Source organism: Microbacterium sp. AC026 (genome assembly GCF_979258475.1).
In genome coordinates, this window is record NZ_OZ409857.1 from 85424 (window position 1) to 111958 (window position 26535).

Here is a 26535-nt window from a genome sequence, read left to right on the forward strand (position 1 = left end):
ATGGCCACCGAAGAAACCCTCGTCCTCGTCAAGCCCGATGGTGTCGCCCGCGGCCTCACCGGCACGATCCTGGCGCGCATCGAAGCGAAGGGCTACGCCCTCGTCGACATCCGCCTGGTCGAGCCCGACCGCGACCTGCTCGCCGAGCACTACGCGGAGCATGAGGGCAAGCCCTTCTACGAGCCGCTCCTGGAGTTCATGCTCTCGGGCCCGTCGGTCGCCATCCGCCTCGCCGGCAACCGTGTGATCGAGGGCTTCCGCTCGCTCGCCGGCACGACCGACCCCACCACCGCCGCGCCCGGCACGATCCGTGGCGACTTCGGCCGCGACTGGGGTCTCAAAGTGCAGCAGAACCTCGTGCACGGCTCGGACAGCCCCGAGTCGGCCGCACGCGAGCTCGGCATCTGGTTCGACTGACCGATCCGCACACGACGAAGCCCGCCGCACGAGATCGTGCGGCGGGCTTCGTCATGTCCGGGCGGGGTCAGAAGATGATGCGCGCCATCTCGCCGAGGAAGTCCAGGCCCTGCAGCTGCGCCATCATGATGATGACCGCGTAGGCCAGGATGGTGGCCAGCGGAACCCAGACCATCAGCTTGTCGGCGCGTTCCCGGGTCTTCTCGTTCCGTGTGAAGGTGCCGTTGCGGGTCAGATGCAGCATCGTCGCGAAGAAGGTCGGGATGGTCACTGCCCACGTCACCATGCACCACGGGCACAGAACCCCGAGGTTCGCGGCGTAAAGGCTCTGGCCGATGAGCCAGCAGACGAGTCCGAAGGCGAAGGTGATCCCCGCGCCGAAGGCCGCCCAGAACCACCGCGGGAACCTCGCCCCGGCGAGGATCGCGACGCCGATCACCAACGGGGCCATCCACCCGGTCAGTCCGAGCAGCGGGTTGGGGAAGCCGAAGATCTCACCCTGCCAGGAGCCGAGGTTCTTGCTGCACTGGATGAAGGGGCTCACATCGCAGGCGAGCGCATCGGTCGGGTTCTCCAGAAGCACGAACTTCTCGACCGTCAGCTGGAAGGCGGCGAACCAGCCAATGACGCTCGCGATGATCAACCACACGGCATAGACGACGGGGCGGGTGCGCTGCTCGCTCATGTGTGGATTCTCTCAGCGATCGCTATGTATCGGGCGTGAGCGCGCCGGAGAAAACGACCCGGAGTCGCGAGGATGCCGCGAACCGGGGCACTTGGTGCGATAATGGCCTGTGATGCATCGCTCGACCCCGTCGTGGCGCGCATCGACGCAGACTTCGGGGCCGTATGCCCCTCGTGATCAGAGCCATGGGCCGGTCGCACACCGAATGAGTTCGCGACACCTGCGGGTGTCGCATGAGAGTTAGCGGAACACGAAGTGTCCGCGCGAGGAGCAAGCCAGAGATGGCCGATGAGAACAATGACTACGACGCCCCTACCCTCGACTTCACTGCGGATGCTGACGCGCCCGCAGAGGTAGTCGCCGACGCTCCGGAGGCTGTCGCATCCGACGCTCCGGACGACGGCGAGGGTTCGACGAGCGAGACCGCCTCGGCCGAGGAGACTCCTGCGGAGGAGGCTCCCGCTGAGGATGCTCCTGCTGAGGATGCTCCTGCTGAAGAGGCTCCTGCTGAAGAGGCTCCCGTCGAGGATGCCCCGGCTGAGGATGCCGCTGCTGCAGAGGGTCCGTCGCAGGACGCGCCCGACGCCGCTTCAGAGCAGCCCGACGCCGCTGCAGAGCAGCCCGACGCCGCTGCAGAGCAGCCCGCTGTCGAAGCCGCACCCGAGCAGCCCGCTGCCGAGAAGCCCGCTGCCGAGACCGCACCCGAGAAGCCGGAGGAGCCCAAGCCTCTCACCGCCGTCTCGCTGGGGCTGCTCCCCGAAGTTTTCGTCTCCCAGGTCTCGACGCAGCTGCACTTCTACGCACCCGAGGTCCTGCCGCTTCCTGCGCGCACGGGTCGCGAGCGTGTGTTCGACCGCATCGCCGACCGCGAGCAGGACGAGCCGGCCGGTCGTCGCGGCCGCCGTCGTCGCGGCGGTTCGGACGACCTCGACACTCGCGATCAGCGTGAGCCGCGGGAGCAGCGCGATGAACCGCGCCAGCCCCGTCAGCGCGTCGTGGAGTACATCACCGAGCCGAAGGCCATCAAGGGCTCCACGCGCCTGGAGGCGAAGAAGCAGCGCCGCCGCGACGGACGTGACGCAGGTCGTCGTCGCCCGGTCGTGACCGAGGCGGAGTTCCTCGCGCGTCGCGAGTCGGTCGACCGCAAGATGGTCGTCCGCTCCAAGAACGGCCGCACGCAGATCGGCGTCCTCGAAGACGGCGTGCTCGTCGAGCACTACGTCGCTCGCAACCAGGACGCATCGCTGATCGGCAACGTCTACCTCGGTCGCGTGCAGAACGTGCTGCCGAGCATGGAGGCAGCGTTCGTCGACATCGGCCGCGGCCGCAACGCCGTGCTGTACTCCGGTGAGGTCGACTGGGACGGCGTCGAGACCGGCAACCAGCCGCGCCGCATCGAGCTCGCGCTGAAGGCGGGCGACCGCGTCCTCGTGCAGGTCACCAAGGATCCGGTGGGCCACAAGGGCGCGCGTCTGACCAGCCAGATCTCGCTCCCGGGCCGCTACCTCGTGTACGTGCCGGGCGGATCGATGAACGGCATCAGCCGCAAGCTTCCCGACAACGAGCGCACGCGCCTGAAGCGCATCCTCAAGGAGGTCCTGCCCGAATCCTCCGGCGTGATCGTCCGCACGGCGGCCGAAGGCGCCACCGAGGACCAGCTCACGCGTGACGTCCAGCGGCTCACCAGCCAGTGGGAGCACATCCGCAAGCAGGTCGAGAACCAGCAGGCACCCGCACTGCTGCACGCCGAGCCCGACCTCCTCGTCAAGATCGTCCGCGACGTCTTCAACGAGGACTTCACGAAGATGCTCATCCAGGGCGAGGACGCGCAGCGCACGATCCGCGCCTACCTCGAGAGCGTCGCACCCGACCTCCTCGAGCGCGTCGGGTCGTATGAGGACGAGACCGACCCGTTCGACGCTTTCCGGATCACGGAGCAGATCGAGAAGGCGCTCGACCGCAAGGTGTGGCTGCCCTCGGGTGGTTCGCTGGTCATCGACCGCACCGAGGCGATGACCGTCGTCGACGTGAACACCGGCAAGTTCGTCGGCTCGGGCGGAAACCTCGAGGAGACCGTCACCAAGAACAACCTCGAGGCGGCCGAGGAGATCGTCCGCCAGCTGAGGCTGCGTGACATCGGCGGCATCATCGTCGTCGACTTCATCGACATGGTGCTCGAGTCCAATCGCGACCTGGTTCTGCGTCGCCTGATCGAGTGCCTCAGCCGGGACCGGACGAAGCACCAGGTCGCCGAGGTTACCTCGCTCGGCCTCGTGCAGATGACCCGCAAGAAGCTGGGCCTCGGCCTGCTCGAGACGTTCAGCGAGGCGTGCGACGTATGCGCCGGCCGCGGCGTCATCGTCCACCACGACCCCGTCGTCAAGCACCGCTCCAGCAGCAACGGGAACGGCAACGGCAACGGGAACGGCAGCTCTCAGTCCAACCGTCGCCAGCGCGGCGGCAACGGTCAGTCGCAGAGCGCTGCTCCGGCCGCGGTGACGACGCACAGCATCCCCGAGGGAGCGAAGTCGGCACTCGCGCAGATCGCAGCCTCGACGCGCACTCCGAACGCCGACGAGCCGGCAGAGGCCGTCGCTCCCGTGGCTGAGCCGACGGAAGCGACCGCACCGCAGGAGCGCGCCAAGAAGCCTCGCAAGAAGCGTGGATCCGACCGCAAGTCGTCGCCGAAGTCCCCGGCGGAGGCGCTGCTCGATTCGGTGCTCGATGCTCTTCCCGAGCCGAAGGCGCCCGGTCAGGGTCGCGGTCGTCGCCGCGTCTCGACGGCTGCCCTCACAGGCACGCCCGTCTCGGTGAACTCCGAGCCGTCAGCGCCGGTCGCGAGCGGGGATTCGGAGTCCTGAGGCGATCAGCCGCCTGACCAGCTCCTTGCCGCCGACATGCTGTGCGCCGGCGGCGAGGAGCCGGGGATGATCTCTTCCGGAACGTCGTAGTGGTCGAGATCGAACGCGCGCGCGGGCACGTCATGCGCCCTCGCGAAGTCGTGCAGCTCCTGCAGGGTGTTATCGCTGACGAGATGAGCCCACAGGCGCCCGTGCGCAGGCCACAGGGGGTCATCGACGAGAACGGTCATCCCTTCAGCCTATGACCGGACACACCGGGCGGCACGTTTTGCCACAGTGTCCCGCATCCGGTAAAGTAGTCCCTTGGTGCGTATGCCGCGTCGTCCTGGACGGTCGGAGCGGAGAGTCTTGCGTTCGTGCCCGTCGCCCCGCGATGCATGCAAGCAACAGTCTTCCCGTGAGATCTCGGAGCCGCGAGCTCCCCAACGAAACAGGTATGAAGTGGTTTACGCAGTAGTGCGCGCCGGTGGGCGGCAGGAGAAGGTCGAGGTCGGCACGATCGTTCAGCTCGATCGTGTCAAGGCTGCACAGGGCGAGAAGATCGAGCTGGCCGCAGTGCTGCTCGTCGACGGCGCCTCGGTGACCACCGACGCTGATTCGCTGGCGAAGGTCAAGGTCACGGCAGAGGTCATCGGCAACCTCCGCGGCCCGAAGATCATCATCCAGAAGTACAAGAACAAGACCGGCTACAAGAAGCGTCAGGGCCACCGCCAGGAGCTCACGCGCGTCAAGATCACCGGCATCAAGTAAAGACCGAGGAGACCAGGACATGGCACATAAAAAGGGCGCAAGCTCCACCCGTAACGGTCGTGACTCCAACGCTCAGCGACTTGGCGTCAAGCGCTTCGGTGGACAGCAGGTTCTCGCCGGCGAGATCATCGTCCGCCAGCGCGGCACGCACTTCCACCCCGGCGTGAACGTCGGCCGTGGTGGCGACGACACTCTGTTCGCTCTGGCCGCCGGTGCGGTCCAGTTCGGCGCGAAGGGCGGCCGCAAGGTCGTCAACATCGTCGCCGCTGCTGAGTGATCACAGCACGACACTAGTCATCCGATTCGGGGCGGGCTTCGGCCCGTCCCGAATCTGCGTTTCCGGCCGAGTCCACATCTCAGGCCGCATCAATTGAGGAGAGAGACATGGTCAGCTTCGTCGACACCGTGACGCTGCATCTGCGCGCGGGCAAGGGCGGCAACGGCTGTGTCTCGGTGCACCGCGAGAAGTTCAAGCCGCTCGGCGGCCCCGACGGCGGCAACGGCGGTGATGGCGGCGACGTCGTGCTCGTCGCCGACACGCAAACGGGAACGCTCCTCTCGTACCACCACTCTCCGCATCGCAGCTCCGGAAACGGCGGCCCCGGAATGGGCGACCACCGTGCGGGGTTCATGGGCGAGGATCTCGAGCTTCCCGTTCCCGTCGGCACCGTGGTGAAGAACCCGGCCGGCGAGGTGCTCATCGACATGATCGAGCCCGGTGAGCGCTACGTCGTCGCCAAGGGCGGGCATGGCGGACTCGGCAACGCCGCACTCGCCACCCCGAAGCGCAAGGCTCCCGGGTTCGCGCTGCTCGGGACCCCCGGGTACGAGGGCGATGTCATCCTCGAGCTCAAGACCGTGGCAGACGTCGCTCTGGTCGGCTACCCCTCGGCGGGCAAGTCCAGCCTGATCGGCGCGATCTCGGCCGCACGCCCCAAGATCGCCGACTACCCCTTCACCACGCTGCACCCCAATCTCGGTGTCGTGCAGGCAGGGGACTCGCGATACACGGTCGCTGACGTCCCCGGACTCATCGAAGGAGCGAGCGAGGGACGCGGTCTCGGACTGGAGTTCCTCCGTCACGTCGAGCGCTGCACCGCACTGCTTCACGTGCTCGACTGCGCAACGCTCGAGCCCGGTCGCGACCCGATCTCCGACCTCGATGTCATCCTGGGGGAGCTCGCCGCATACGAGGTTCCCGAGGGGCAGACCCCTCTGCTCGAGCGCCCGCAGCTCATCGCTCTGAACAAGATCGACGTGCCGGAGGCCCGCGACCTCGCAGACCTCGTGCGCCCCGACCTCGAGGCTCGCGGATTCCGTGTCTTCGACATCTCCACGATCTCGCACGAGGGTCTGCGCCCGCTGACCTACGCGCTCGGCGAGATCGTCGACCAGCACCGTGCCGAGCTCGCCGCGACCGAGGTCCCGCGTGAGCGCGTCATTCTTCGCCCGCGTGGCCCGAAGAAGGGCTTCGAGATCCGCGTCGAGGGAGGCAGCTACGGCAACGTCTACCGCATCCTCGGCGAGAAGCCGGTGCGCTGGGTCCAGCAGACCGATTTCCAGAACGAAGAGGCGGTGGGCTACCTCGCCGACCGTCTCGAGAAGCTGGGCGTCGAGGACGAGCTCTTCCGCCTCGGTGCCGTGCAGGGGTCGACGGTCGTCATCGGCGAGGGTGACAGCATCGTCTTCGACTGGGAGCCCACCATGACGTCTGCGGCCGAGCTGATGACCGCACCCCGTGGCACCGACCCGCGTCTCGCCCCCAACGGGCGTCGCACCACCTCCGAGCGTCGTGAGAACTACTACGAGCGCATGGATGCCAAGGCCGAGGCTCGCGCCGAGGTCGAGGCTCAGCGGCTCGCGGCCTACCGCGAGGACGGGGAGTGACCGCCCGCACGAGGGCGGATCTCGCCACAGCCTCACGGATCGTCGTCAAGGTCGGGTCCTCCTCGATCAGCGGGGAGTCCTCCTGGCGCATCCCCGTTCTGGTGGAGGCACTGGCGGCAGCGCACGCGCGCGGGGCCGAGGTGATCCTCGTCTCCTCCGGAGCGATCGCCACGGGCATCCCGTTCCTGCGTCTCGATGCTCGCCCCACGGACCTGGCCACTCAGCAGGCCGCAGCCGCCGTCGGACAGAACATCCTCGTGTACCGCTACCAGGAGTCGCTGCGTCCTTTCGACATCGTCGCGGGACAGGTGCTGCTCACGACCGGTGATCTCGAGAATCCGACCTCGCGCAGCAACGCGCGACGGGCGATGGAGCGACTTCTCGGTCTTCGCATCCTGCCGATCGTGAACGAGAACGACACGGTCGCGACGCAGGAGATCCGATTCGGCGACAACGACCGCCTCGGCGCGCTCGTGGCCCAGCTGATCGAGGCGGATGCGCTCGTGCTGCTCAGCGACATCGAGTCGCTGTACACCAAGCCGCCGTCCGACCCAAGCGCTGAGCCCATCGACGTCGTCGCTCCGGACGCCGATCTCTCAGGCCTCGAGTTCGGCTCGACGGTCGTCAACAGTGTCGGCACCGGGGGAGCGGCGACGAAGGTGTCCGCCGCCCGACTGGCGGCCGCGTCCGGAATCGGTGTGCTCGTGACCAGCGCCGACCTCGTCGACAAGGCCCTCGCGGGCGCCGACATAGGGACCTGGTTCGAGCCCGCGCTCTCCTAGACTGGGCGGATGACCGACCAGACCCCGCAGGTGCGGCTCGAGCGTGCCAAAGAGGCGTCCCGCGCCACGGCCAGACTGACCAGCGACGACAAGTCCCGCGCGCTCGAAGCCATCGCGGTGGCTCTCGAGGGGAATGCGGCCGCGATCATCGAGGCCAACGGCCGAGACATCGAGCGCGGTCGATCTGACGGCATCGGCGAGTCGCTCATCGACCGACTGCGCCTCGATGAGAAGCGCGTCGCCTCCCTCGCCGCTGCGGTCCGTCAGGTGGCGGCTCTTCCCGACCCTGTCGGTCGTGTCGTCGGAGGGCACCGGATGCCGAACGGCGTCGCTCTCGAGCAGGTGCGGGTGCCGTTCGGGGTAGTCGGGGCGATCTACGAGGCGCGCCCCAACGTCACGGTCGACATCGCGGCGCTCGCGCTGCGCTCGGGGAACGCCGTGGTCCTGCGCGGTGGCAGCGCCGCACGAGACTCCAACGCGGTGCTCGTCGAGATCATGCGCCAGGCACTCGAGGAGGCAGGCGTCACCGCGGAAGCGGTGCAGACCGTCGACGACTTCGGTCGCGACGGCGCCACCGCCCTCATGCACGGACGGGGTTACATCGACGTGCTGGTGCCTCGCGGCAGTGCGGGGCTGATCGAGACCGTCGTGACCGAGGCGACCGTGCCCGTGATCGAGACCGGCGCCGGCAACGTGCACATCGTCCTCGACGAGAGCGCCCCTGACGACTGGGCGCAGGACATCGTCGTGAACGCGAAGGTGCAGCGCCCCAGCGTCTGCAATGCGGTCGAGACGGTCCTCGTGCTCCGTCAGGCCGCGCCACGGCTCGTCCCGCTGGTCGCGAGTGCGCTGCAGAGCGAGGGCGTGGCCATTCACGGCGACGACATGGTGGTCGGCCTCGTCTCGAACGTGATCCCCGCGACCGAGGAGGACTGGGCGACGGAGTATCTGAGCCTCGACATCGCGATCAAGGTCGTCGACACGCTCGATGACGCTCTCGACCACATCCGTCGCTACAGCACCGGCCATACGGAGTCGATCATCACGACGGATTCGCGCAACGCGGAGCGGTTCCTGGCCGAGGTCGACTCGGCGGTCGTGATGGTGAACACCTCCACGCGGTTCACCGACGGCGGGGAGTTCGGGTTCGGTGCCGAGGTCGGGATCTCGACGCAGAAGCTGCACGCGAGGGGCCCGATGGGGCTTTCCGAGCTGACCAGCACGAAATGGCTGGCGCGTGGGGCAGGGCAGACGCGCGGCTGAGGGCTAGACTAGGGGGCGCTGTGGCTCTTCGTGAGCCACGCCCGCCAGCCACGAAACGGAGTCAGGATGAACCTCGTCGCACAGATCGCGATGGTCGCTGCCGAAACCGAGCACCACGGCAATGTCCAGCTCGAGACGCTGATCTTCGGTGTCATCGCGATCATCGTCTTCGCCTTCCTCGGCCTGGTCACGCTGTCATACAAGAACGTCGCCAACCGTCACTCCGCCAAGGCTGACGCCTGGGCTGCGAGGCACGGCAAGGACGGCCACGAGGCAGGGCACGGCCACTAGGCCCATATGAACGACACGACCTCGCGTCCGGCGCGCATCGGTGTGATGGGCGGCACGTTCGACCCCATCCACCACGGGCACCTGGTCGCTGCGAGCGAGGTCGCGCACTCCTTCGATCTCGACGAGGTCGTCTTCGTGCCCACCGGACACCCGTGGCAGAAGTCGGATGTCACCCCCAGTGAGCACCGCTACCTGATGACCGTGATCGCGACGGCGTCCAACCCGCAGTTCACGGTGAGCAGAGTCGATATCGACCGTGAAGGGCCGACGTACACGATCGACACCCTCCGCGACCTGAAGGAGAAGCGGCCCGACGCTGAGCTGTTCTTCATCACGGGTGCCGATGCCGTGGCGCAAATTCTCAGTTGGAGGGACCATGATGAACTGTGGGAGTTGGCCCACTTCGTCGCGGTCTCACGTCCAGGACACGTCCTGAGCACTGACGGCCTCCCGAGCGACAACGTCAGCCAACTGGAGGTGCCGGCGCTGTCCATCTCGTCGACGGCCTGCCGGGCGCGGGTCCGTGACGACGAGCCGGTCTGGTACCTCGTCCCCGACGGAGTCGTTCAATACATCGCGAAGCATCATCTGTATCGGAGCAAGGCATGAGTACATCGGATCGGCAGGATCAGGGTCCGCTGACGCGAAAGCAGTTGCGTGAGATCCGGTTGACCGGCTCCACACCGGTCATCTCAGCGGAGGAGGCTGCGGCTGCCGCCGCGGTCGCGACTCCGCCCGCCGTAACGCCGCCCGAGGAGCAGGACGCCGCCGAGACCGAACCCGCTGCACCGTCGGCACCGGCCGTCCGCGGCGAGACCGAGCCGGGGAACACGCCGCTGACGCGTCGCCAGGTTCGCGAGCGCGAACGCTCCATGACCGGATCCGTTCCCGTCGGCGACGCTGACGAGTCCGACGCGCCGGACAGTGCGGATGATGCGGACTCGACCGACGACGTTCCGCCCGTCGAGGGCCCCGCGGCTGAGGCAGCCGACGCTCCCGACTCCGACGTCCACGACTCCGATGTCCACGACTCCGATGTCCACGACTCCGATGTCGTTGACGACGATGACCAGGAAGATGACGACTCGGCTGCGGCGGATCTGCCCGCACCGGTCAGCGCCTCGACGAACCTCGACACGACGGACGACGATCGCGAGCCGGTCACCTCCGGCGCGGGCGACACGAGTGCCGCCGTCGCGGAGCTCGGAATCGATGCAGAAGCGACCGACGAGGTCGACGAAGGCGACGTTCTGGCGGATGTGGACGACGCCGACGACGACATCGCGGACGGGGAGCGCCCCGTCGTCAACTCCGCCTTCGGTCAGGATCTGCTCAGCGACGACGCGGAGACACGGAAGCCCTTCTCGCCGTCTTTCGACGAGCTGCTGACCGTCGGCGACTCGACCGGTTCCCAGCATCTCGCTCCGAACACCCTCATCTTCAACCCCTCCCCGGGAGAGGGGTCGCTCTCAGGCCCCGTCGCCTCCACGGGAGAGATCCTCGTGACCGGTTCCTACGAACTTCCCAAGGGACTCGGTTCACAGGGCCACGCGCACGGCACCACGGACGGCAAGGACGTGGACGCCGTGCTCATCGACGGCGAACTGCCCCCGGCATCCTCGCCCACGCCGATCGCCGCCAGCGCGGCCGTCAGCACCATCAAGCCCGCCGGCGAGGTCATCCGCCCGCCCGCCCCCGAAAAGGGCAACAAACTCATGCTCATCCTCGCGATCGTGGCGGGTGGTCTCGCGCTCGCGCTGGGCGTGTCCCTGATCGTCGCCTTCACCACGAATGTGTTCTGATGCAGTCACCTGAAACCGCCGAAGAGATGCTCCAACTCGCGGCCGACGCCGCCGTGTCGAAGGGCGGTGAGGACCTCGTCGCGCTCAACGTCTCGGAGCCTCTGCCGCTCGTCGACATCTTCCTGCTCGTCACCGGAAACAGCGAGCGCAACGTCGCCGCCATCGCCGATGAGATCGAGGACAAGCTCATCGAAGCCGGTCACAAGCGGGTCCGCCGCGAAGGTCGCGCGGAGGCCCGATGGGTTCTCCTCGACTTCGGCGATCTGATCGTCCACGTCTTCCACCAGGAAGAGCGCGTCTACTACGGCCTCGAGCGTCTGTGGAAGGACTGCCCCGTCGTGCCGTTCGAGCTCGCAGACTCCGCCGCAGCAGACCGCGACTGACGTGACCGTCCACCTGATCACCGGTGCCGGATCCGGCATCGGCGCGGTCGTCGCGCGCCGCCTCCTCGATCGGGGCGATCAGGTCGTGGTGCTCGCCCGCGATGCCGGGCGCGCCAAGGAGATCACCGCGGCGCTGCCTGGAGCCTCGGCCGTCGTCGGCGACCTCGCGCAACCCGGCAGGCTGTCGTGGGCACTGTCGAAGCAGGCGCTTCCCGAGCGCATCGACTCGCTGGTGCACGCGGCGGGCGTCGTCGACCTCGGAGCCGTGGCCGACCTTCCGGCGAATCTCTGGGAGCGCCAGCTCGCGGTCAACCTCGTGGGGCCTGCCGAGCTCACCCGTCTGCTCCTCCCTGTGCTGCGCGTCTCTCGCGCTCGGATCGTTTTCGTCAACTCCGGTGCGGGATTGCACGCGCACGCCGGCTGGTCGGCGTATGCCGCATCGAAGCACGGACTCAAGGCTCTCGCCGACGCATTGCGGGCCGAGGAGAGCGAGCATGGTGTGCGGGTGACCTCCATCTACCCCGGACGCACCGCGACCCCCATGCAGGAACGAGTGCACCAGCAGGAAGGGCGGGATTACGACCCGGAGCGGTTCATCACGGCGGATTCCGTCGCGACGACGATCCTCACCGCGCTCGACCTGCCGGACGACGCCGCTCTCACCGATCTGACCATCCGCCCTCGGGCGTGACCCCCTGAAGTCTCTCGTCTCAGCTGTCAAGCCCCTGTGACCTTTCGGTCGGAGCGGGGATGATCTCGAGTGGGGAGAGAGTCTTGGAGGGAATCACATGTCCGGAGATCCAGATCCTAGATACGTGCTGCATCGCGTCACACCGTCGGAGTGGGTGATCAACGACCGACGATACGAGACGAACGATCCGCGGCACGTGGTGGCATGCGTCTACGAGTACGCGGACACCGAGGTCGAGGTCGTGTGGCTTCGCGACCTGCCTCTGGCAGTGCGGTACACGACCGCATACGAAGTTCTCGAAGAGGTGACGCGAGTGCAGGATTCGAGTCGGGCGACGAGGCCCATCGCGATCCCGCACCTGCCCCCTCTTCTCGCGACCTGAACAGGCTGCGCGGCAGGACCCGGGGAGGGGCCTGCCGCGCAGGGCGTGCTGGGCGAGGACTCAGGAGTCCTCGCCCAGCGGCTTCTCCGACGCCAGGCGGTCGGCCGCGGCGCCGTCGACCTGGTCGGCATCCGCATCCGTGTCGAGAACGGGCTCGCCGTCGACGTCGCGGTGAGGCACGCCGTCGATCTCTCCTTCGTCGTCCGGGCGGGGGACCAGCGGCGGTATCGGATTGTTGGTCATCATCGACTCCTCTCGTGAGATGTGCGCGCCACGATAGGTCGGGCGTGCACAGACAGGGAGTGGGTTGACCTCCGAGGTCCGGAGGAGTAGCCGGCGGTGCGACGATTTGGCGGCACTCGACGTGTCGGCGGTGTCACACCGTTTCGGGGCGCTTCTTGCGGAACGGCTTCGCGGGGGTGTGCGGGCCGTCCCACACCGTGATGATGCCCCAGGCGACAGCGGCGATCGGCACCGAGAGCACCGCGCCGACGATGCCGCCGAGGATGGTGCCCGTGGTCAGGGCGAGGAGGATCACGAGAGCGTGGAGCTTGAGGGAGCGGGCCATCACGACCGGCTGAAGGAAGTTGCCCTCGAGCTGATTCACGAGCACGACGATGCCGACGACGATGAGGGCTGCCACCGGGCCGTGCGTGACGAGCGCCACGAGAGCCGCGAGGATCCCGGCGGCGGTTGCGCCGACCAGGGGGATGAACGCCGTCAGGAAGACGATCACGGCGAGGGGGAGTGCAAGAGGGATCTGCAGGATCGCCAAGCCGATGCCGATGCCGAGAGCATCGGCGGCGGCGACGATCGACGTGCCGCGGATGTAGCCTCCGAAGACATCGACGGTCTTGTCGCCGATGCGGCGCGCACGCTCATAGCTGTTCCCGGTGAAGGGACGGAGCAGGAACTCCCAGATGCGCGGTCCGTCCTTGAGGAAGAAGAACAGCACGACGATCATCAGCGCGAGGCCGGTGAAGAAGCTCGCAGTGGCCGAGACCCCCGCGAGAGCTCCGCGTCCGAACGAGGCGCTGGTCAGGAAGTCGCCGACTCCTGCCCACACCTCGTCGAGATCGATCGATGCGATGTCGAAAGGCAGGGTGTCGAGCCAGGCCGTCACCTGCGTCACGCCGTCGGTGGCCGACTCGTTCAGATCGTCCCACTGGGAACGGACCGTCAGCACGATCACCCAGACGATGCCGCCGAGGATCGCGAGGATGCCGATCAGCGCGATCCAGGTGGCGAGGATCGACGGCACTCCGCGACGCCGCATGAACGCGACGAGCGGGTGGATGGCCGAGGCGAGGATCAGCGCGATCGTCACGGGGATGAACACGAGAGAGAGCTGCGTGATCACCAGCACGCCGATGGCGACCAGGGCGAGCACCGAGAGGGTCTGCAGACTCCGTGTGGCGGCGAGGCCGAATCCCCGCGACCACAGTCGCGTCTCCGTCATCGGGGTCGACGCGTCTGACAGAGACGATGACATGGTCTCCGGTCGTCGGAACAGTCCCAGCACGTGCGTCCTCCACCTCGTCGAAGACCGTCTCGGTGACGAAGACGGCCTGGCCTTTCTATCCGGCGCAGCGGACGATGGCAAGTCCCTGGCGCTCTGCCGTGGGCGGCTCTTCGCCGATGACGAGGGCGCCCGCGCGCGCCGGTGTGTCGGATGAACGAGAAGAAGGCCCCGCGATTTCTCGCGGGGCCTTCTATCGGGTGGACCTGGGGGGACTCGAACCCCCGACCCCCTGCATGCCATGCAGGTGCGCTACCAGCTGCGCCACAGGCCCAGAACTGCTTCCTCACTGCTCGAAGCAACTTGAACAGAGTACTACACGGATCGCGCGCAACACCAATCGGCGCGGGGCCCCGGGCGCGTCGCATTAGGCTGACCGCATGACGACGATCACCGCCACCGTAGAGGCCGACTTCGATGAATGGTCCGGTCTGTGGCGCGGGTATCTGACCTTTTACGGCACGGAGCTCCCTGACGAGATCACGACAGAGTCGTTTCGGCGGATCGTCGAGGGGCGGGATCTGCACGGAGCGGTCGCGCGCGACGGCGACGGGCGCGCGATCGGCATCGTGCACTGGCTCACGCACCCGGCGACGTGGAGCAGGTCGCCCTACTGCTACCTCGAAGACCTCTATGTCGATGGCGAGTCCCGAGGCTCCGGGGTGGGGCGGCTGCTGATCGCCCACGTGCGTGACTGGGCTGTCGAGAACGGGTGCGAGAAGGTCTACTGGCTGACGCAGGAGACCAACATGACAGCCCGCGCGCTCTACGACAGCGTGGCGACGCACACCGGGTACACGCACTACCAGATCGCCCTCTGACGCCCCGGAACAACCGCGTGATCGCGGGTGTTGTCATCACCGTGAGCATCCTGGACAGCGTCGTGATCGGCGCCGGTCAGGCCGGTCTGTCGGCCTCCTTTCATCTGACCCGTCTGGGCATCGGTCATGTCGTGCTCGACTCGGACTCCGAGCCCGGAGGCGCATGGCGGCACCGGTGGGATGCTCTGACGATGCGCGACGTGCACGGCGTGGCGGAACTGCCGGGGATTCTCCACCGCCGCGAGACGGGCAGCGCGCCAATATGGCCGTCCCGGCATACTTCGCGGCGTATGAGCGCGCTCATCGCCTGCCGGTGATCCGGCCCGTGGGAGTCGACCGGGTGGTCGACGAGAACGGCCTCCTGGTCGTGCGCGCGGGGGAACAGGAATGGCGCAGTCGGACGCTCGTCAACGCGACCGGGACGTGGACGCATCCGTTCCTGCCGCACTACCCGGGGATGGAGACGTTCCTCGGCGAGCAGCTGCACACGGTCGACTATCCGGGACCAGAGCACTTCGTGGGCAAGCGCGTCCTCGTCGTCGGCGGGGGCGCGTCGGCTGTCCAATTCCTCGGAGCTCTGGCGCCGATCACCGACACGCTCTGGGTGACGCGGCGTGAGCCGGTGTGGCGCAGCGACGACTTCACGCCCGAAGCAGGAGCAGCCGCTGTCGCGCTCGTCGAGCGACGGGTCGCCCAGGGGCTGCCTCCCGAGAGCGTGGTGAGCGTCACAGGGCTCATGCTGCGGCCGCAGGAACGGGAGGCGGAGAGGCTCGGCGCCTACGCTGCTCGCCGCCCGATGTTCTCGCGCATCGAGCCGGACGGCGTCCGCTGGGCCGACGGCACCTTCGAGCGGGTCGACGTCATCCTCTGGGCGACGGGGTTCCGCCCGGCGATCGCGCACCTCGCGCCGCTGCACCTCCGCAGTGCGGCCGGGGGCATCCAGCTCGACCGCGGCGGGCGGGGACGACCGCGGTGCAGGACCCGCGGATCCAGCTCGTCGGCTACGGTCCGTCGGCGAGCACGATCGGTGCGAACAGGGCGGGACGCTCAGCGGCGAAGGGCGTCCAGCGGGCGCTGGCCGTCGCATCGGTCCGGAGCCCCTGAGCGATCTCGGCCCAATCGTCCCGAGCCGACGTCGGCGAGGGCGCGTAGGGTGAAGACATGTCGCGAATCATCGTCTTCGGCGGCCACGGCCGCATCGCACTGCTTCTCGCTCCTCTTCTCGTCGAGCGGGGTGACGAGGTCACCTCGGTCATCCGCAATCCCGACCACGTCTCGGAGGTCGAGGCGACAGGGGCGCATGCGCTCGTCGCCGACGTCGAGACCCTCGACGCGTCTGAACTCGCGGAGATCATCCGCGGTCACGATGCCGTCGTCTGGTCGGCCGGGGCCGGTGGGGGTTCCGCGGATCGCACGTACGCCGTCGATCGTGACGCGGCGATCCGCACCATGGATGCCGCAGAGGCGGCGGGCGTCATGCGCTATGTCATGGTCTCGTGGATCGGTTCGAAGGCCGATCACGGAGTGGCTGAGGACGACGGGTTCTTCGCCTACGCGGATGCGAAGTGGGCGGCGGACGAGCACCTGCGATCGACGGACCTCGACGGCACGATCCTCGGCCCCGGCACGCTCACGTTCGATGAGCCGACGGGCCGTATCCTGCTCGACCCGGACGGCAAGGGCGAGGTCGCGCGCGCCGATGTGGCGGCTGTGATCGCGGAATCTCTCGGCAACCCCTCGACGTTCGGTCGCACCATCCGATTCGGAAACGGCACGGCCGACTCCGGCGTGCCCATCGCCGACGCTCTCACCACCTGACCTCATGCTGCGACGTCGCTTCGGAGCGGTCAGTGCCGCGGCGTTCGTCGCCCTCGCGACGGCGGCCGCTCCGGCCTCTGCCGCGGCTGTCGGCTCGGTGCAGGGCGGTCTCGCCCATGCGCAGATTTCCTCACCAGCAATCGGCGAGCACGCCGAGGCTCTCGTCGCCGAAATGACGACGGTCGAGCAGGCGGCGAGCGTCGTGATGGGGCACATCCCGACGACGGATGCCGGAGCGCTCCGCGCCTACATGCAGCAGGGACTCGGCGGTTTCATCCTGATGGGAGCGAATATCCCGGCGACCGACGACGAGCTCCAGACCCTCACGTCTGCTCTCACGGTCGACCCCGCGCTGCCTCCGCTCGTGGCGGTCGATCAGGAGGGCGGGATCGTGTCGCGCCTCGTCGGCGATGGTTTCCCCGCCTCGACCGTCTTGAAATCGCAGCCGGTTTCCGACACGTCGTCGGCGTTCTCCGCCCGCGCGGCGCTGGTGGCGAGAGCGGGGATCACTGTGAACTTCGGCACGGTCGCAGACCTGACGTCCGACCCGTCGTCATTCATCTACGGCAGGGCACTCGGCACCGACCCCCAGACGGCCGCCGAGCGAGTCGCTGCCGCCACCACGGCGCAAGAGCAGATCATCGCCTCCACGCTGAAGCACTTCCCCGGTCACGGGGCGGCGCCGGGCGACTCCCACAGTGCTGTCCCCGCCACAGCCGAGACCATCGACGAGTGGCGTTCCACGGACGCGGTGCCTTTCGTTGCAGGTATCGAGGCCGGTGCCTCTCTGCTGATGTTCGGCCACCTGGCCTACACCTCGATCGATCCTGCTCCCGCGTCTCTGTCGGCGCGCTGGCACGAGATCGCCCGTGAACAACTGGGATTCGACGGCGTGATCGTGACCGATGACCTCGGGATGCTGCAGTCCTCGGGGATTCCCGAGTACGCCGACCCTGTGACGAACGCCGTGTCGGCGGTCGTCGCCGGGAGCGACCTCGTGCTGATGATCGCCGGTTCGACTCCCGACACCGCAGGCCAGATCGTCCGCGGGCTCGCGGATGCGGTCGATGCGGGGGTGCTGCCCGCCGATCGGCTCGCCGACGCGGCCACCCGCGTGATGACGTTGCGCCTGCAGTCGACGTCGGCGACCACCGACTGGGCACCGTGCCCGGAGTGCGAGCCGGCCGACTGATCGTTCAGCCCGCTCACGCCGGTCAGCCCGCGAGCGTGACGGCGCTGGTGGAGCCGAGCCAGGCATGCAGCAGCTCGCCGCGCAGATGCCCACCGCGCTCTGCGAACACGCGCTGCCGGCGGACGTACTCCGCCTTGCCCTCGGTCGTCTCGATCGGTACGGGCTCGACGCCCCACGGTGCCAGGTCGTACGGCGCGGCCTGCATGTCGAGAAGGCGGATGTCTCTTGCGAGTTCGAACGTGTCGAGCAGAAGTTCGCCGGGCACCAGGGGGCCCAGCTTGACCGCCCATTTGTACAGGTCCATGCCGGCATGAAGGCATCCGGGCTGCTCGAACAGGGGCTGCTCGTCGCGGGTCAGCTCCGTCCGGTTGCGAGGCACGGCCGCGGGTGTGAAGAACCGGAAGGCATCGAAGTGCGTGCATCTGAGGTCATGGCTCTCGACGACCAGATCCGTTGCGTCCTGCCCAAGACGCAGGGGCACCGCGTGTCTGTGCTCATCCGCTCGATAGACCATCGCCCACTCATGCAGTCCGAAGCATCCGAACTGCCCGGGTCGAGAGGCGGTGCGACGCAGCATCCGCTCGATGAGGCCGGCGAGGTCTGCCTTCTCGCGCGCGAAGGCAGCGGCATCCGGCACCGCACCGGCTCTGGTCGCGCCGGGGGAGTACCACCGCCAGGTCAGCCGCTCGTCGGCCTCCTCGAGCTCGACCCCGGCGCCGGGGTGCCACCGACGCAGCTGCGCGGGTTTGTAGCTGTAATAGGTGAACAGGAAGTCCCATACCGGGTGCTTCTCGCCCCGCGCGGCTCGTTCCCGATGCTCAGCCGTGAGGGCGTCGGCTCTCGTCTGGTGCGCTCGTTCGCGTTCCAGCCAGTCGGTCCGCGCCAGCGTCATGGTCACCTCAGCGGAGGATGCCGGCTTTGCCGAGCAGGTCACGGAGCCCCGCGCCGTCCTCGGCACTGACCCAGGGGGCGACGTCGTCGGAGTGCGGCTCGTGGCCCGCGCGACCACCGGCGAGCACGGCCTCGGCCGGGAGCAGCCGACGGATGGCGACGCCGGCGACGGAGTCCGGGTGCTCATCCATGAACTCGGAGTAGATCGCCTCGTCGTGCTGGCCGTCGTCGCCGATCAGCAGCCATTTCACGTGCGGGAACTCCGTGGCCAGGCGACGCAGGTTGGTGAGCTTGTGCTCGCGTCCGCTGCGGAACCATCGGTCATGCGTGGGGCCCCAGTCGGTGAGGAGCATGGAGCCTGCGGGGAACAGGTGGCGCCCGAGGAACCGGCGGAGAGTCGGGGCGACGTTCCAGGCTCCGGTCGAGAGGTAGACCATGGGAGCACCGGGATATTCGCGGAGCACCTGATCGAGCAGCACGGCCATGCCCGGCACGGGGATGCGCGCGTGCTCGTCGACGACGAAAGAGTTCCAGGCGGCGATGAAAGGTCGGGGAGGGCGGTGACCATCACGGTGTCGTCGACGTCGGAGACGACCCCGAAATGGGTCGACTCGGCCACGATGAACGCGGTCGTCTCGACCGGGTCCTGACCCTCGACGGAGAACGTGAAGGTCTGCCATCCTGGCTCGAGCTCGGCGTGCACGACCGAGTCGATCACACCGCCCCGGTCGGCGACGACATAGTGCACCGAGTCGCCGATCTGCACGGCGACCTTCGCGAAGCTCACGGGGATGCCCACGAAGCTCCGCCAGCCGCGGACGCTGGCCGGCTCGCCGTCCTTCGTGCTCCGTGCGGGAGGGACGATGAGAACGCGACCGACGACACGCACCCAGCCGGGCCCGCCGTAACCGGGGAACGGGAGGATGGTCGCGGTGCGGCCGCGACGGCGCGCTCGCCCCTCGCGCCACACGTGGAGGCGGTGTTCGAGGCGCGCGAACCAGTGGATCCGGGGCGCCGGAGGTGACGAAGCCATTGCTTCAGTCTTTCACGTCGGTCGAGTCCTTCGCGTCGGAGATGTCGAGATGGCGCGCCTCGAGGCGCGAGATCACCTTCTTGCCCACGAACACGGCGACGAGGAAGAGGGCGATGATGCCGACGAAGATGTATCCCGCGTAGTGCACCCGGTCGGCGAGCTCATCGAAGCTGCCGGCGGCGAGCGAGGTGATGCTCACGTAGGCCGTCGCCCAGAGCAGGCAGGCCGGCGCCGTCCACGCGAGGAAGCGCCGATAGGAGTAGTGGCTCATGCCCACGGTCAGCGGCACGAGGGAGTGCAGCACCGGCAGGAACCGCGAGAGGAAGATGGCGATGCCGCCGCGGCGGGCGAGGTAACGCTCCGCCCGCACCCAGTTCTCCTCGCCGACGCGACGGCCGACCCAGGAGGCACGGATGTGCGGGCCGATCCACCGCCCGAGCCAGAAGCCGATGCTCTCGCCGATCAGCGCGCCGACGACCACCGAGACGACCATCGCCACGGCCTGAGGGACGCTGGTGATGCCGATGGAGGCGACGAGCACGACAGTGTCACCGGGGAATACGAGCCCGATCAAGACGCTCGTCTCCAACATCACGGCGAGCCCCGCGACGAGCGTGCGAGTGATCGGGTCGATGGACCGCATGAAGTCGATCAGCCACGGCACCAAGTCGTCCACCCCTTGAGAATACGGGAGTGCACGCCGCCTAGGCTGAGAACGTGCCCGAACCTCTGAGCGCCCGCGTCCTGCCCGATCGGGTGACGCCTGACGCGCTCTTCCTCGCCCTCGAACGGTCGTGCGCCGACCTGTTCTGGCTCGACGCCGGGGCGGATGCGACGGAGGGATGGAGCTTCGTCGGGACGGGCGATCCGGCGTCGTTCCCCGGTGAAGTGCGGATGGATGCCCGCACGGCTGCCGCGCATCCCGGTCCTCCGCTGCGGGGCGGGTGGGTCGGCTGGTACGACTACGAGACGGGCGCCCGAGCAGCGGGAGCACCCGTATCGGAAGCCGCTGACGAGCCCGGCGACGCCTGGTTGCGGGTCTCCCGGCTGGCGGCGTTCGATCATGCGACCGGCACCATATGGGTTGCCGCAGCCCATGCCGATCTCGACGAGTGGAGCGCCGTCGTCGCTCGCGTCACCCCCTCCGCCGTGCCGCGCGGGGAGACGGTGTTCAGTGCGGCCTCGTCCGTACGCAGCGAGGCGCGACACACTCCGACGGAGTACGCAGGACTCATCGAGCGCTGCCGCGAGCTCATCAGAGCGGGGATCGCCTACCAGCTCTGTCTCACCACCCGGTTCACCGTGCCGGGGGAGCACGACGGAGTCGCGGTGTACCGACGCCTCCGTGCCGCCACTCCGGCGCACCATGGCGGCTTCATCCGGATCGGCGGCCGCTCCTTGCTCAGTGCGAGCCCCGAGCAGTTCCTCCACGCTGAAGGCGGCGTCATCCGCACGCGGCCGATCAAGGGGACGCGGCCCCGCGGCGCAGACGCCGCGCACGATGCCGAGCTCGCCGACGAGCTCGCCGCGGACCCGAAAGAACGGTCTGAGAACGTCATGATCGTCGATCTGATGCGCAACGATCTGTCGAGGGTGTGCCGACCCGGGTCGATCCGGGTCGAGGCCCTGTGGGCCGTGGAGACATATCCGGCGGTGCACCAGCTCGTCAGTACCGTCAGCGGCACGGCGGCCGCGGGCACGACGGCGAGCGAACTTCTCGCAGCGACCTTCCCGGCAGGCAGCATGACAGGCGCGCCGAAGCTCTCGGCGATGACGCGCCTGCATGAGCTGGAGGGAGGGCCTCGCGGTATCTACGCCGGGTGCTTCGGTTACATCGGCGATGAGGGCTCGCTCGACCTCGCGATGGTCATCCGCAGCATCGTGATCGACGGTACGGGCGCTGCGGTCGGCGCAGGCGGGGGATCACCTGGCGATCGGTCGCCGCCTCGGAGGTCGCCGAGGTCGCGACGAAGGCTCGGGCGCCGCTCGCTGCGCTGGGAGTGGAAATGCCCGCGGCCTGGGCTTCCGATATCCTGAACTGATCCCCTTTTCCCTTCAGATTGGTCGTGCGTTCGTTGTCTGAGAACCTGTCCACCTCTCCCGTCGCCGAGGAGACCTCCTCGGCGCACGCTATCCAGGCCAAGTGGCAGAAGTACTGGGCGGAGAACGAGACGTTCCTCACCGGCGGCGACGATGACAAGCGGCCCCGCCGCTACGTGCTGGCGATGTTCCCCTACCCCTCCGGCGACCTGCACATGGGCCACGCGGAGAACTACCTGTATTCGGACATCGTGGCCCGGTTCTGGCGCCACCGCGGGCACAACGTGCTCAACCCGATCGGCTGGGACTCCTTCGGGCTGCCTGCGGAGAACGCGGCGATCCGTCAGGGAGCGGATCCCCGCGAGTGGACGTACCAGAACATCGCTCAGCAGAAGCAGGCGTTCCAGAACTACGGCGTCTCGTTCGACTGGTCGCGAGTGCTGCACACCTCCGACCCCGAGTACTACCGCTGGAACCAGTGGCTGTTCCTGAAGCTGCACGAGCGAGGTCTGGCGTACCGCAAGAAGAGCGCGGTCAACTGGTGCCCGAACGACCAGACCGTGCTCGCGAACGAGCAGGTCGTCGACGGCCGTTGCGATCGCTGCGGTGCCGAGGTCGTGAAGAAGAAGCTGACTCAGTGGTACTTCAAGATCACGGACTACGCCGACCGGCTGCTCGATGATCTGAACCAGCTCGAGGGCTTCTGGCCGCACAAGGTGCTGCAGATGCAGCGCAACTGGATCGGACGCTCGATCGGCGCCGACGTCGACTTCCGCATCGAGGGGCGCGACGAGCCCGTCACCGTGTTCTCGACGCGTCCTGACACCCTGCACGGAGCGACGTTCTTCGTCGTCGCCCCCGACTCCGACCTGGCGTCGGAGCTCGCAGCGGATGCTCCGGCCGACGTGCGCGAGCGATTCCAGAAGTACCTGGCCGATGTGCAGAAGACCACCGACGTCGACCGACAGGCCACCGATCGCCCGAAGACCGGGGTCTTCCTCGAGCGATACGCGATCAACCCGGTCAACGGCGAGAAGCTGCCGGTCTGGGCGGCGGACTACGTGCTGGCTGATTACGGTCACGGAGCGGTCATGGCCGTGCCGGCGCACGACCAGCGAGACCTGGACTTCGCCCGCGCCTTCGACCTGCCCGTGAAGGTCGTCGTCGACACGACGGCGCCCGTCACCGGTGCGATGCCGGTCATCGAGGTCGATGAAGAGGGCGTGCCGATCGACACCGGCGCGGCGCTCGACGAGCAGAACCCCGCCTCCACCGGCATCGCTCTGACGGGAGAGGGCCGGATGATCAACTCCGGACCGCTCAACGGTCTGTCGAAGCGCAATGCGATCGCCCGTGCGATCGAGCAGCTCGAGGCGTCCGGCACCGGGCGCGCCGCCAAGAACTACCGTCTGCGCGACTGGCTGATCTCGCGTCAGCGCTTCTGGGGCACGCCGATCCCGATGCTGCACGCGGAGGACGGCCGAATCATCCCCGTGCCCGAGGAGCAGCTGCCGGTGAAGCTGCCCAGCGTCGAGGGGCTCGACCTCAAGCCCAAGGGATCGTCGCCGCTCGGCGCCGCTGAGAGCTGGGTCCGCACGGTGGATGCCGCCAGCGGTGACCCCGTGCTGCGGGATCCGGACACGATGGACACGTTCGTCGACAGCTCGTGGTACTTCCTGCGATTCCTGTCGCCGAACAGCGACACGGTCGCGTTCGACCCGGCTCAGGCCGCCCGCTGGTCGCCGGTCGACTCCTACATCGGCGGCGTCGAACACGCCATCCTGCACCTGCTGTACGCGCGATTCATCACCAAGGTGCTGTTCGACATGGGGCTGATCGACTTCACCGAGCCCTTCTCGAACCTCATCAACCAGGGCATGGTCCTGCTCGACGGCGCCAAGATGTCGAAGAGCAAGGGCAACCTGGTGCTCTTCGAAGAGGAGCTCGACGCCTACGGCGCCGATGCGCTGCGCGTGGGTCTCGCGTTCGCCGGACCGGTCGAAGACGACAAGGACTGGGCCGACGTCTCGACGACCGGTGCGCAGAAGTTCCTGGCCCGCGCGTTGCGCATCGCCCACGAGGTGTCCTCTCCTGTCGACGTCGTGTTCGCGGGCGGAGATGCGGCGCTGCGTCGAGCCACGCACAAGCTGCTGGCAGATGCTCCTGGGCTCGTCGAGCAGACGAAGTTCAACGTCCTGGTCGCGCGTCTGATGGAGCTGGTCAACGTCACCCGCAAGACGATCGACGGTGCCGCAGGCGCCGCTGATCCGGCGGTGCGTGAGGCGGCCGAGACCGTCGCCGTGATGCTCGATCTGATCGCCCCGCACACCGCAGAGGAGATGTGGGAGATCCTCGGACACGAGCCGTCCGTCGGGCTCGTCACCTGGCGCTCCGCCGACCCGGCGCTGCTCGTCGAGGACACAGTGACCGCCGTCGTGCAGGTGGGCGGCAAGGTCCGTGCTCAGCTCGAGGTGCCCGCGCGCATCGGCGAGGCCGAGCTCGAATCGCTCGCCCGTGCCGACGAGCGGGTCATTCGCTCGATCGGCGACCGCGAGATCGTCAAGGTCGTCGTGCGCGCCCCGAAGATCGTCAGCATCGTCGTGAAGGGCTGACCGACCGCGTAGCCAGCCGCTCTGCACATCCGGCCGCCCACGGGGTTCTCCCCGACGGGCGGCCGGATGCATGAGAGGCGTCCGTTCGCTGGCATAGCGTTGCGGGATGCCCGAATCCGCCGCTTCCTCACCGGCGCCCCGCCGGTTGCGGCTGGGGGTCGGCGCCGCCATCGTGCTGGCGCTCGTCGTGCTGTCCGCGGCCGTCGGGCTCGGGCTGATGCGGGGGCAGGCCGTGCCGACCGAATCGGTGCCGTTGGCCACCGAGGCCGCCGAGAGCGGCGGATCGACGGGAGAGCTCTACGTGCACGTGCTGGGCGCGGTCGAGCATCCGGGACTCTATGTCCTCGATCTCGACTCCCGGCTGGTCGATGCGGTGGCGGCGGCCGGCGGGACCACCGACGATGCCGACCTGACCGCGGTCAATCTCGCCCGCGTGCTCTCGGACGGCGAACAGATCAGCGTGCCGGTCGTGGGTGCCGCAGCCGCGGAGGGGCCGCCGGGAGCAGGCGCGCCCGCAGACGATCTGGTGGATCTCAACACCGCAGATCAGGCGGCGCTCGAGACTCTGCCGCGCATCGGCCCCGCCCTGGCCGAGCGGATCATCGCCTGGCGTGACGAGAACGGTCGGTTCACATCGGTCGATGACCTGCTGTCGGTCCCCGGCATCGGAGAGAAGCTGCTCGCCGGCATCCGCGACGGTGTGCGGGTGTGATGTGCGGTCTGCGGGCGCTGTCTCTCTCTCGCCTGAGTCCGAGCGTCGTCAGCTGTGCAGCGACGTGCCGCTTCTCGACGCCCCCGAGTCGGTCAGGACGGCACGTGCGGCACGCTCGCCGGAAGCGAGGGCGCCTTGGATCGACGCGGTGTCTCTGTGATCCCCGGCTGCATACAGCCGCTCGGCGTAGCGCGGCGATCGCGGTGGGCCGAGCGGTGCCGGTTGGGCAGGCAACGCGTCGACGATGTCGTCGCGCCGGATCAGCTGCCACGCGCTGATGTCCGTACCCCAGACCTCTTCGAGGTGGCGGCGCACGTCGAACTCGTCGGCGGGTGCGCCGCCACGCGGCAGCAGGCAGGTCGCGGCGATGAGGTGACGTCCGGCCGGCGCATACGAGGGCACGGTGTGCGTCATCACGACGGTATTCACGACGGGGCCTCCACCTCGGCCGTCGACGGTGAGCAGTGCGGATCCGCTGGGAGGTTCAGTGGCGGCGAACCACCACGTCTGCAGACCTCTCGTGACCGGACGGGCGAGACCGGTGAGGTCGCTGACGGCATCGGCGCCGACTGCGACCACCGCCCGAGCCGCTCGCACGGAGTCGCCGTCGCTCAGCCCCACCGTGATCTCCTCTCCTCCTGCTGAGATGCCTCCCGCGCGCGCCCCGAGACGGATGTCAGTACCCGCCGCGCGCGCGTGCGCGGCGAGTTGCTCGGGGACAGCGGCGATCCCCTGTGCGGGAAGCCCGGGTCGGCCGAGCGCGAAGTAGCGTACGAGCAGTCGCGCGAAGGCGTTCGACGTCTCGCCGCTTCTCTCCGCCAGAACCCCGGCGAGAAACGGCTCGAGTACAGCGGTGCGAAGCGGGCCACGAAGCCCCGCGGCATCCCATCCCTCGCGCATGGTGGCATCGTTCCGAGCCAGATGCGAGAGCGGACTCACCAGTGCCGGCGCGGCCCAGCGTGCCAGCGCGACGGCATCCCGACCGCTCACCAGGCCGCTGCGCAGAGACGTGACGATCGACAGCGGATGCCGAAGCGGATGCCGCAGCTCGGCCACCCCGTCCGTCGTGCGCACCCGCACGCCCACAGGGAAGCTCCCGACCGCGAGTGCGTCGAGATCGACGCTGCGCCGAAGTGCCGGGTAGGCCGGGTTGAGGACCTGGAACCCGCGGTCCAGCCGGAAGCCGTCGATGATGTCGGTGCGCTGGCGTCCGCCGACCGCATCCGCGGCCTCGAGGACGACGACGTCGAGTCCGTGAGCGGAGAGCAGTCCCGCGCAGCGGAGCCCTGCGAGGCCGGCGCCGATCACGATCACGTCATGCATTCGCGATGACCTCTGCTCGGCGCGCCAGAAAGTTCCGCACCAGAGTCAGGTGACTGGGCTGGTGCTCTGCGATGTCGCGTACGTCGACCATTCCCCGAGTATGCCTGAGTCGCTCGGTGTGGTGGACGGTGTCGGCTGTCGGAACGGCCCGCGGTCGGTGAATGGAAGTGCCCGCGGTCCTCACTCAGAGATCATCGCTTCGCATTCGGCGCTCCTGCACGCCGCGTCGGCATCGATGTGTTGTCCACCGACCGGGGGCGGGTGCGCTGCGAGGTGGTCGCACGCCCCTACGTTGTCCTGATGCACCGGCTGCCGATGAGATGCGACCCGCGGGTTCGACCGCGCGATGACGCGCGGGTATGAGCCGGGATCTGCGTCTG

At 68.2% G+C, this 26535-nt stretch carries 25 protein-coding genes, 1 tRNA gene and 3 pseudogenes; 20 read left to right on the forward strand and 9 right to left on the reverse strand.

Translation table 11 applies throughout. From position 1 onward, the window contains the following. The gene (gene ndk / locus ACZZ93_RS00415; RefSeq protein ID WP_029261664.1) at window positions 1–417 is read left to right on the forward strand and encodes a nucleoside-diphosphate kinase; all 417 of its coding nucleotides are present in this window, start codon (window positions 1–3) and stop codon (window positions 415–417) included. 67 nt (window positions 418–484) lie between these two features. Here the strand turns inward: ndk and ACZZ93_RS00420 are convergent, their stop codons facing one another. Further along, entirely contained in the window at window positions 485–1102 is a 618-nt protein-coding gene (locus ACZZ93_RS00420) for a vitamin K epoxide reductase family protein (RefSeq protein ID WP_053096588.1), read from the reverse strand. A 281-nt stretch (window positions 1103–1383) separates the two neighbouring features. Here ACZZ93_RS00420 and ACZZ93_RS00425 point away from each other — a divergent pair, with 281 nt between their 5' ends. Next, a complete protein-coding gene (locus tag ACZZ93_RS00425; protein ID WP_463510255.1) occupies window positions 1384–3963 on the forward strand; it encodes an Rne/Rng family ribonuclease in 2580 nt (859 codons plus the stop codon). Here ACZZ93_RS00425 and ACZZ93_RS00430 read toward each other — a convergent pair. Next, window positions 3928–4193 (reverse strand): annotated as a pseudogene (locus ACZZ93_RS00430) (DUF4031 domain-containing protein). The gene ACZZ93_RS00425 and the pseudogene ACZZ93_RS00430 sit on opposite strands and share 36 nt — an antisense overlap. 211 nt (window positions 4194–4404) lie before the next feature. On the opposite strand from ACZZ93_RS00430, the gene rplU reads away from it, so the two are divergent. The 11 genes from rplU (at window position 4405) to ACZZ93_RS00485 (ending at window position 12194) form a co-directional block, all read left to right on the forward strand. Then, window positions 4405–4713, forward strand: coding sequence for a 50S ribosomal protein L21 (gene rplU / locus ACZZ93_RS00435; protein WP_072591411.1), 309 nt, complete (start codon window positions 4405–4407; stop codon window positions 4711–4713). 19 nt (window positions 4714–4732) lie between these two features. Then, window positions 4733–4990, forward strand: a complete 258-nt coding sequence (gene rpmA / locus ACZZ93_RS00440) for a 50S ribosomal protein L27 (protein ID WP_028501603.1) — start codon at window positions 4733–4735, stop codon at window positions 4988–4990. A 107-nt stretch (window positions 4991–5097) separates the two neighbouring features. After that, entirely contained in the window at window positions 5098–6600 is a 1503-nt protein-coding gene (gene obgE / locus ACZZ93_RS00445; protein ID WP_053096582.1) for a GTPase ObgE, read from the forward strand. Next, window positions 6597–7382 (forward strand): glutamate 5-kinase, encoded by a 786-nt coding sequence (proB, locus tag ACZZ93_RS00450; protein WP_072591410.1) that lies wholly within the window; start codon window positions 6597–6599, stop codon window positions 7380–7382. Before obgE ends, proB begins: the two co-directional genes overlap by 4 nt. Before the next feature lie 9 nt (window positions 7383–7391). Beyond that, window positions 7392–8645 (forward strand): glutamate-5-semialdehyde dehydrogenase, encoded by a 1254-nt coding sequence (locus ACZZ93_RS00455; protein WP_072591409.1) that lies wholly within the window; start codon window positions 7392–7394, stop codon window positions 8643–8645. Window positions 8646–8711: 66 nt separating this feature from the next. Continuing rightward, window positions 8712–8936: a hypothetical protein gene (locus tag ACZZ93_RS00460; RefSeq protein WP_053096577.1), complete on the forward strand. Its 225-nt coding sequence runs from the start codon at window positions 8712–8714 to the stop codon at window positions 8934–8936. Window positions 8937–8942: 6 nt separating this feature from the next. Beyond that, a complete protein-coding gene (gene nadD / locus ACZZ93_RS00465) occupies window positions 8943–9545 on the forward strand; it encodes a nicotinate-nucleotide adenylyltransferase (protein ID WP_053096575.1) in 603 nt (200 codons plus the stop codon). Continuing rightward, on the forward strand, window positions 9542–10738 hold the full coding sequence (locus ACZZ93_RS00470; protein WP_463510256.1) for a hypothetical protein: 1197 nt from the start codon (window positions 9542–9544) through the stop codon (window positions 10736–10738). The genes nadD and ACZZ93_RS00470 overlap by 4 nt, the downstream gene beginning before the upstream one ends. After that, window positions 10738–11121: a ribosome silencing factor gene (gene rsfS / locus ACZZ93_RS00475; RefSeq protein WP_042537705.1), complete on the forward strand. Its 384-nt coding sequence runs from the start codon at window positions 10738–10740 to the stop codon at window positions 11119–11121. The genes ACZZ93_RS00470 and rsfS overlap by 1 nt, the downstream gene beginning before the upstream one ends. A 1-nt stretch (window position 11122) precedes the next feature. After that, window positions 11123–11812 (forward strand): SDR family oxidoreductase, encoded by a 690-nt coding sequence (locus tag ACZZ93_RS00480; RefSeq protein ID WP_187249778.1) that lies wholly within the window; start codon window positions 11123–11125, stop codon window positions 11810–11812. 124 nt (window positions 11813–11936) lie between these two features. Beyond that, the gene (locus ACZZ93_RS00485) at window positions 11937–12194 is read left to right on the forward strand and encodes a hypothetical protein (RefSeq protein WP_232224447.1); all 258 of its coding nucleotides are present in this window, start codon (window positions 11937–11939) and stop codon (window positions 12192–12194) included. 60 nt (window positions 12195–12254) lie between these two features. On the opposite strand, the gene ACZZ93_RS00490 is transcribed toward ACZZ93_RS00485, so the two are convergent. The 3 genes from ACZZ93_RS00490 to ACZZ93_RS00500 form a co-directional block, all read right to left on the reverse strand. Continuing rightward, the gene (locus ACZZ93_RS00490) at window positions 12255–12437 is read right to left on the reverse strand and encodes a hypothetical protein (RefSeq protein WP_053099155.1); all 183 of its coding nucleotides are present in this window, start codon (window positions 12435–12437) and stop codon (window positions 12255–12257) included. Window positions 12438–12570: 133 nt separating this feature from the next. Further along, window positions 12571–13653, reverse strand: a complete 1083-nt coding sequence (locus ACZZ93_RS00495; protein WP_463510257.1) for an AI-2E family transporter — start codon at window positions 13651–13653, stop codon at window positions 12571–12573. 261 nt (window positions 13654–13914) lie between these two features. Then, window positions 13915–13987: transfer RNA gene (locus tag ACZZ93_RS00500), tRNA-Ala, on the reverse strand. A 106-nt stretch (window positions 13988–14093) separates the two neighbouring features. Between ACZZ93_RS00500 and ACZZ93_RS00505 the strand changes: the two genes are divergently transcribed. From ACZZ93_RS00505 to ACZZ93_RS00520, 4 genes and pseudogenes are all read left to right on the forward strand, one after another. Beyond that, entirely contained in the window at window positions 14094–14534 is a 441-nt protein-coding gene (locus ACZZ93_RS00505; RefSeq protein ID WP_463510258.1) for a GNAT family N-acetyltransferase, read from the forward strand. Between the two features lie 41 nt (window positions 14535–14575). Further along, window positions 14576–15638, forward strand: a pseudogene (locus tag ACZZ93_RS00510) (NAD(P)-binding domain-containing protein). 57 nt (window positions 15639–15695) lie between these two features. Next, entirely contained in the window at window positions 15696–16352 is a 657-nt protein-coding gene (locus ACZZ93_RS00515) for an SDR family oxidoreductase (protein WP_463510259.1), read from the forward strand. Between the two features lie 4 nt (window positions 16353–16356). Beyond that, a complete protein-coding gene (locus tag ACZZ93_RS00520; RefSeq protein ID WP_463510260.1) occupies window positions 16357–17544 on the forward strand; it encodes a glycoside hydrolase family 3 N-terminal domain-containing protein in 1188 nt (395 codons plus the stop codon). A gap of 22 nt (window positions 17545–17566) precedes the next feature. On the opposite strand, the gene ACZZ93_RS00525 is transcribed toward ACZZ93_RS00520, so the two are convergent. The 3 genes and pseudogenes from ACZZ93_RS00525 to ACZZ93_RS00535 form a co-directional block, all read right to left on the reverse strand. After that, the gene (locus ACZZ93_RS00525; RefSeq protein WP_463510261.1) at window positions 17567–18436 is read right to left on the reverse strand and encodes a 3-methyladenine DNA glycosylase; all 870 of its coding nucleotides are present in this window, start codon (window positions 18434–18436) and stop codon (window positions 17567–17569) included. Window positions 18437–18443: 7 nt separating this feature from the next. Next, window positions 18444–19468 (reverse strand): annotated as a pseudogene (locus tag ACZZ93_RS00530) (App1 family protein). A 4-nt stretch (window positions 19469–19472) separates the two neighbouring features. Further along, complete coding sequence (locus tag ACZZ93_RS00535; protein ID WP_463510262.1) at window positions 19473–20144, reverse strand: DedA family protein; 672 nt, start codon at window positions 20142–20144, stop codon at window positions 19473–19475. Between the two features lie 41 nt (window positions 20145–20185). Here ACZZ93_RS00535 and ACZZ93_RS00540 point away from each other — a divergent pair, with 41 nt between their 5' ends. From ACZZ93_RS00540 to ACZZ93_RS00550, 3 genes are all read left to right on the forward strand, one after another. After that, window positions 20186–21505: an anthranilate synthase component I family protein gene (locus tag ACZZ93_RS00540; RefSeq protein WP_463510263.1), complete on the forward strand. Its 1320-nt coding sequence runs from the start codon at window positions 20186–20188 to the stop codon at window positions 21503–21505. 38 nt (window positions 21506–21543) lie between these two features. Beyond that, window positions 21544–24120 (forward strand): leucine--tRNA ligase, encoded by a 2577-nt coding sequence (gene leuS / locus ACZZ93_RS00545; RefSeq protein WP_053099152.1) that lies wholly within the window; start codon window positions 21544–21546, stop codon window positions 24118–24120. Between the two features lie 106 nt (window positions 24121–24226). Beyond that, entirely contained in the window at window positions 24227–24832 is a 606-nt protein-coding gene (locus tag ACZZ93_RS00550) for a ComEA family DNA-binding protein (RefSeq protein WP_320488653.1), read from the forward strand. A gap of 48 nt (window positions 24833–24880) precedes the next feature. On the opposite strand, the gene ACZZ93_RS00555 is transcribed toward ACZZ93_RS00550, so the two are convergent. Continuing rightward, window positions 24881–26155, reverse strand: coding sequence for an FAD-dependent oxidoreductase (locus tag ACZZ93_RS00555; RefSeq protein WP_463510264.1), 1275 nt, complete (start codon window positions 26153–26155; stop codon window positions 24881–24883). Window positions 26156–26535: the final 380 nt, after the last annotated feature.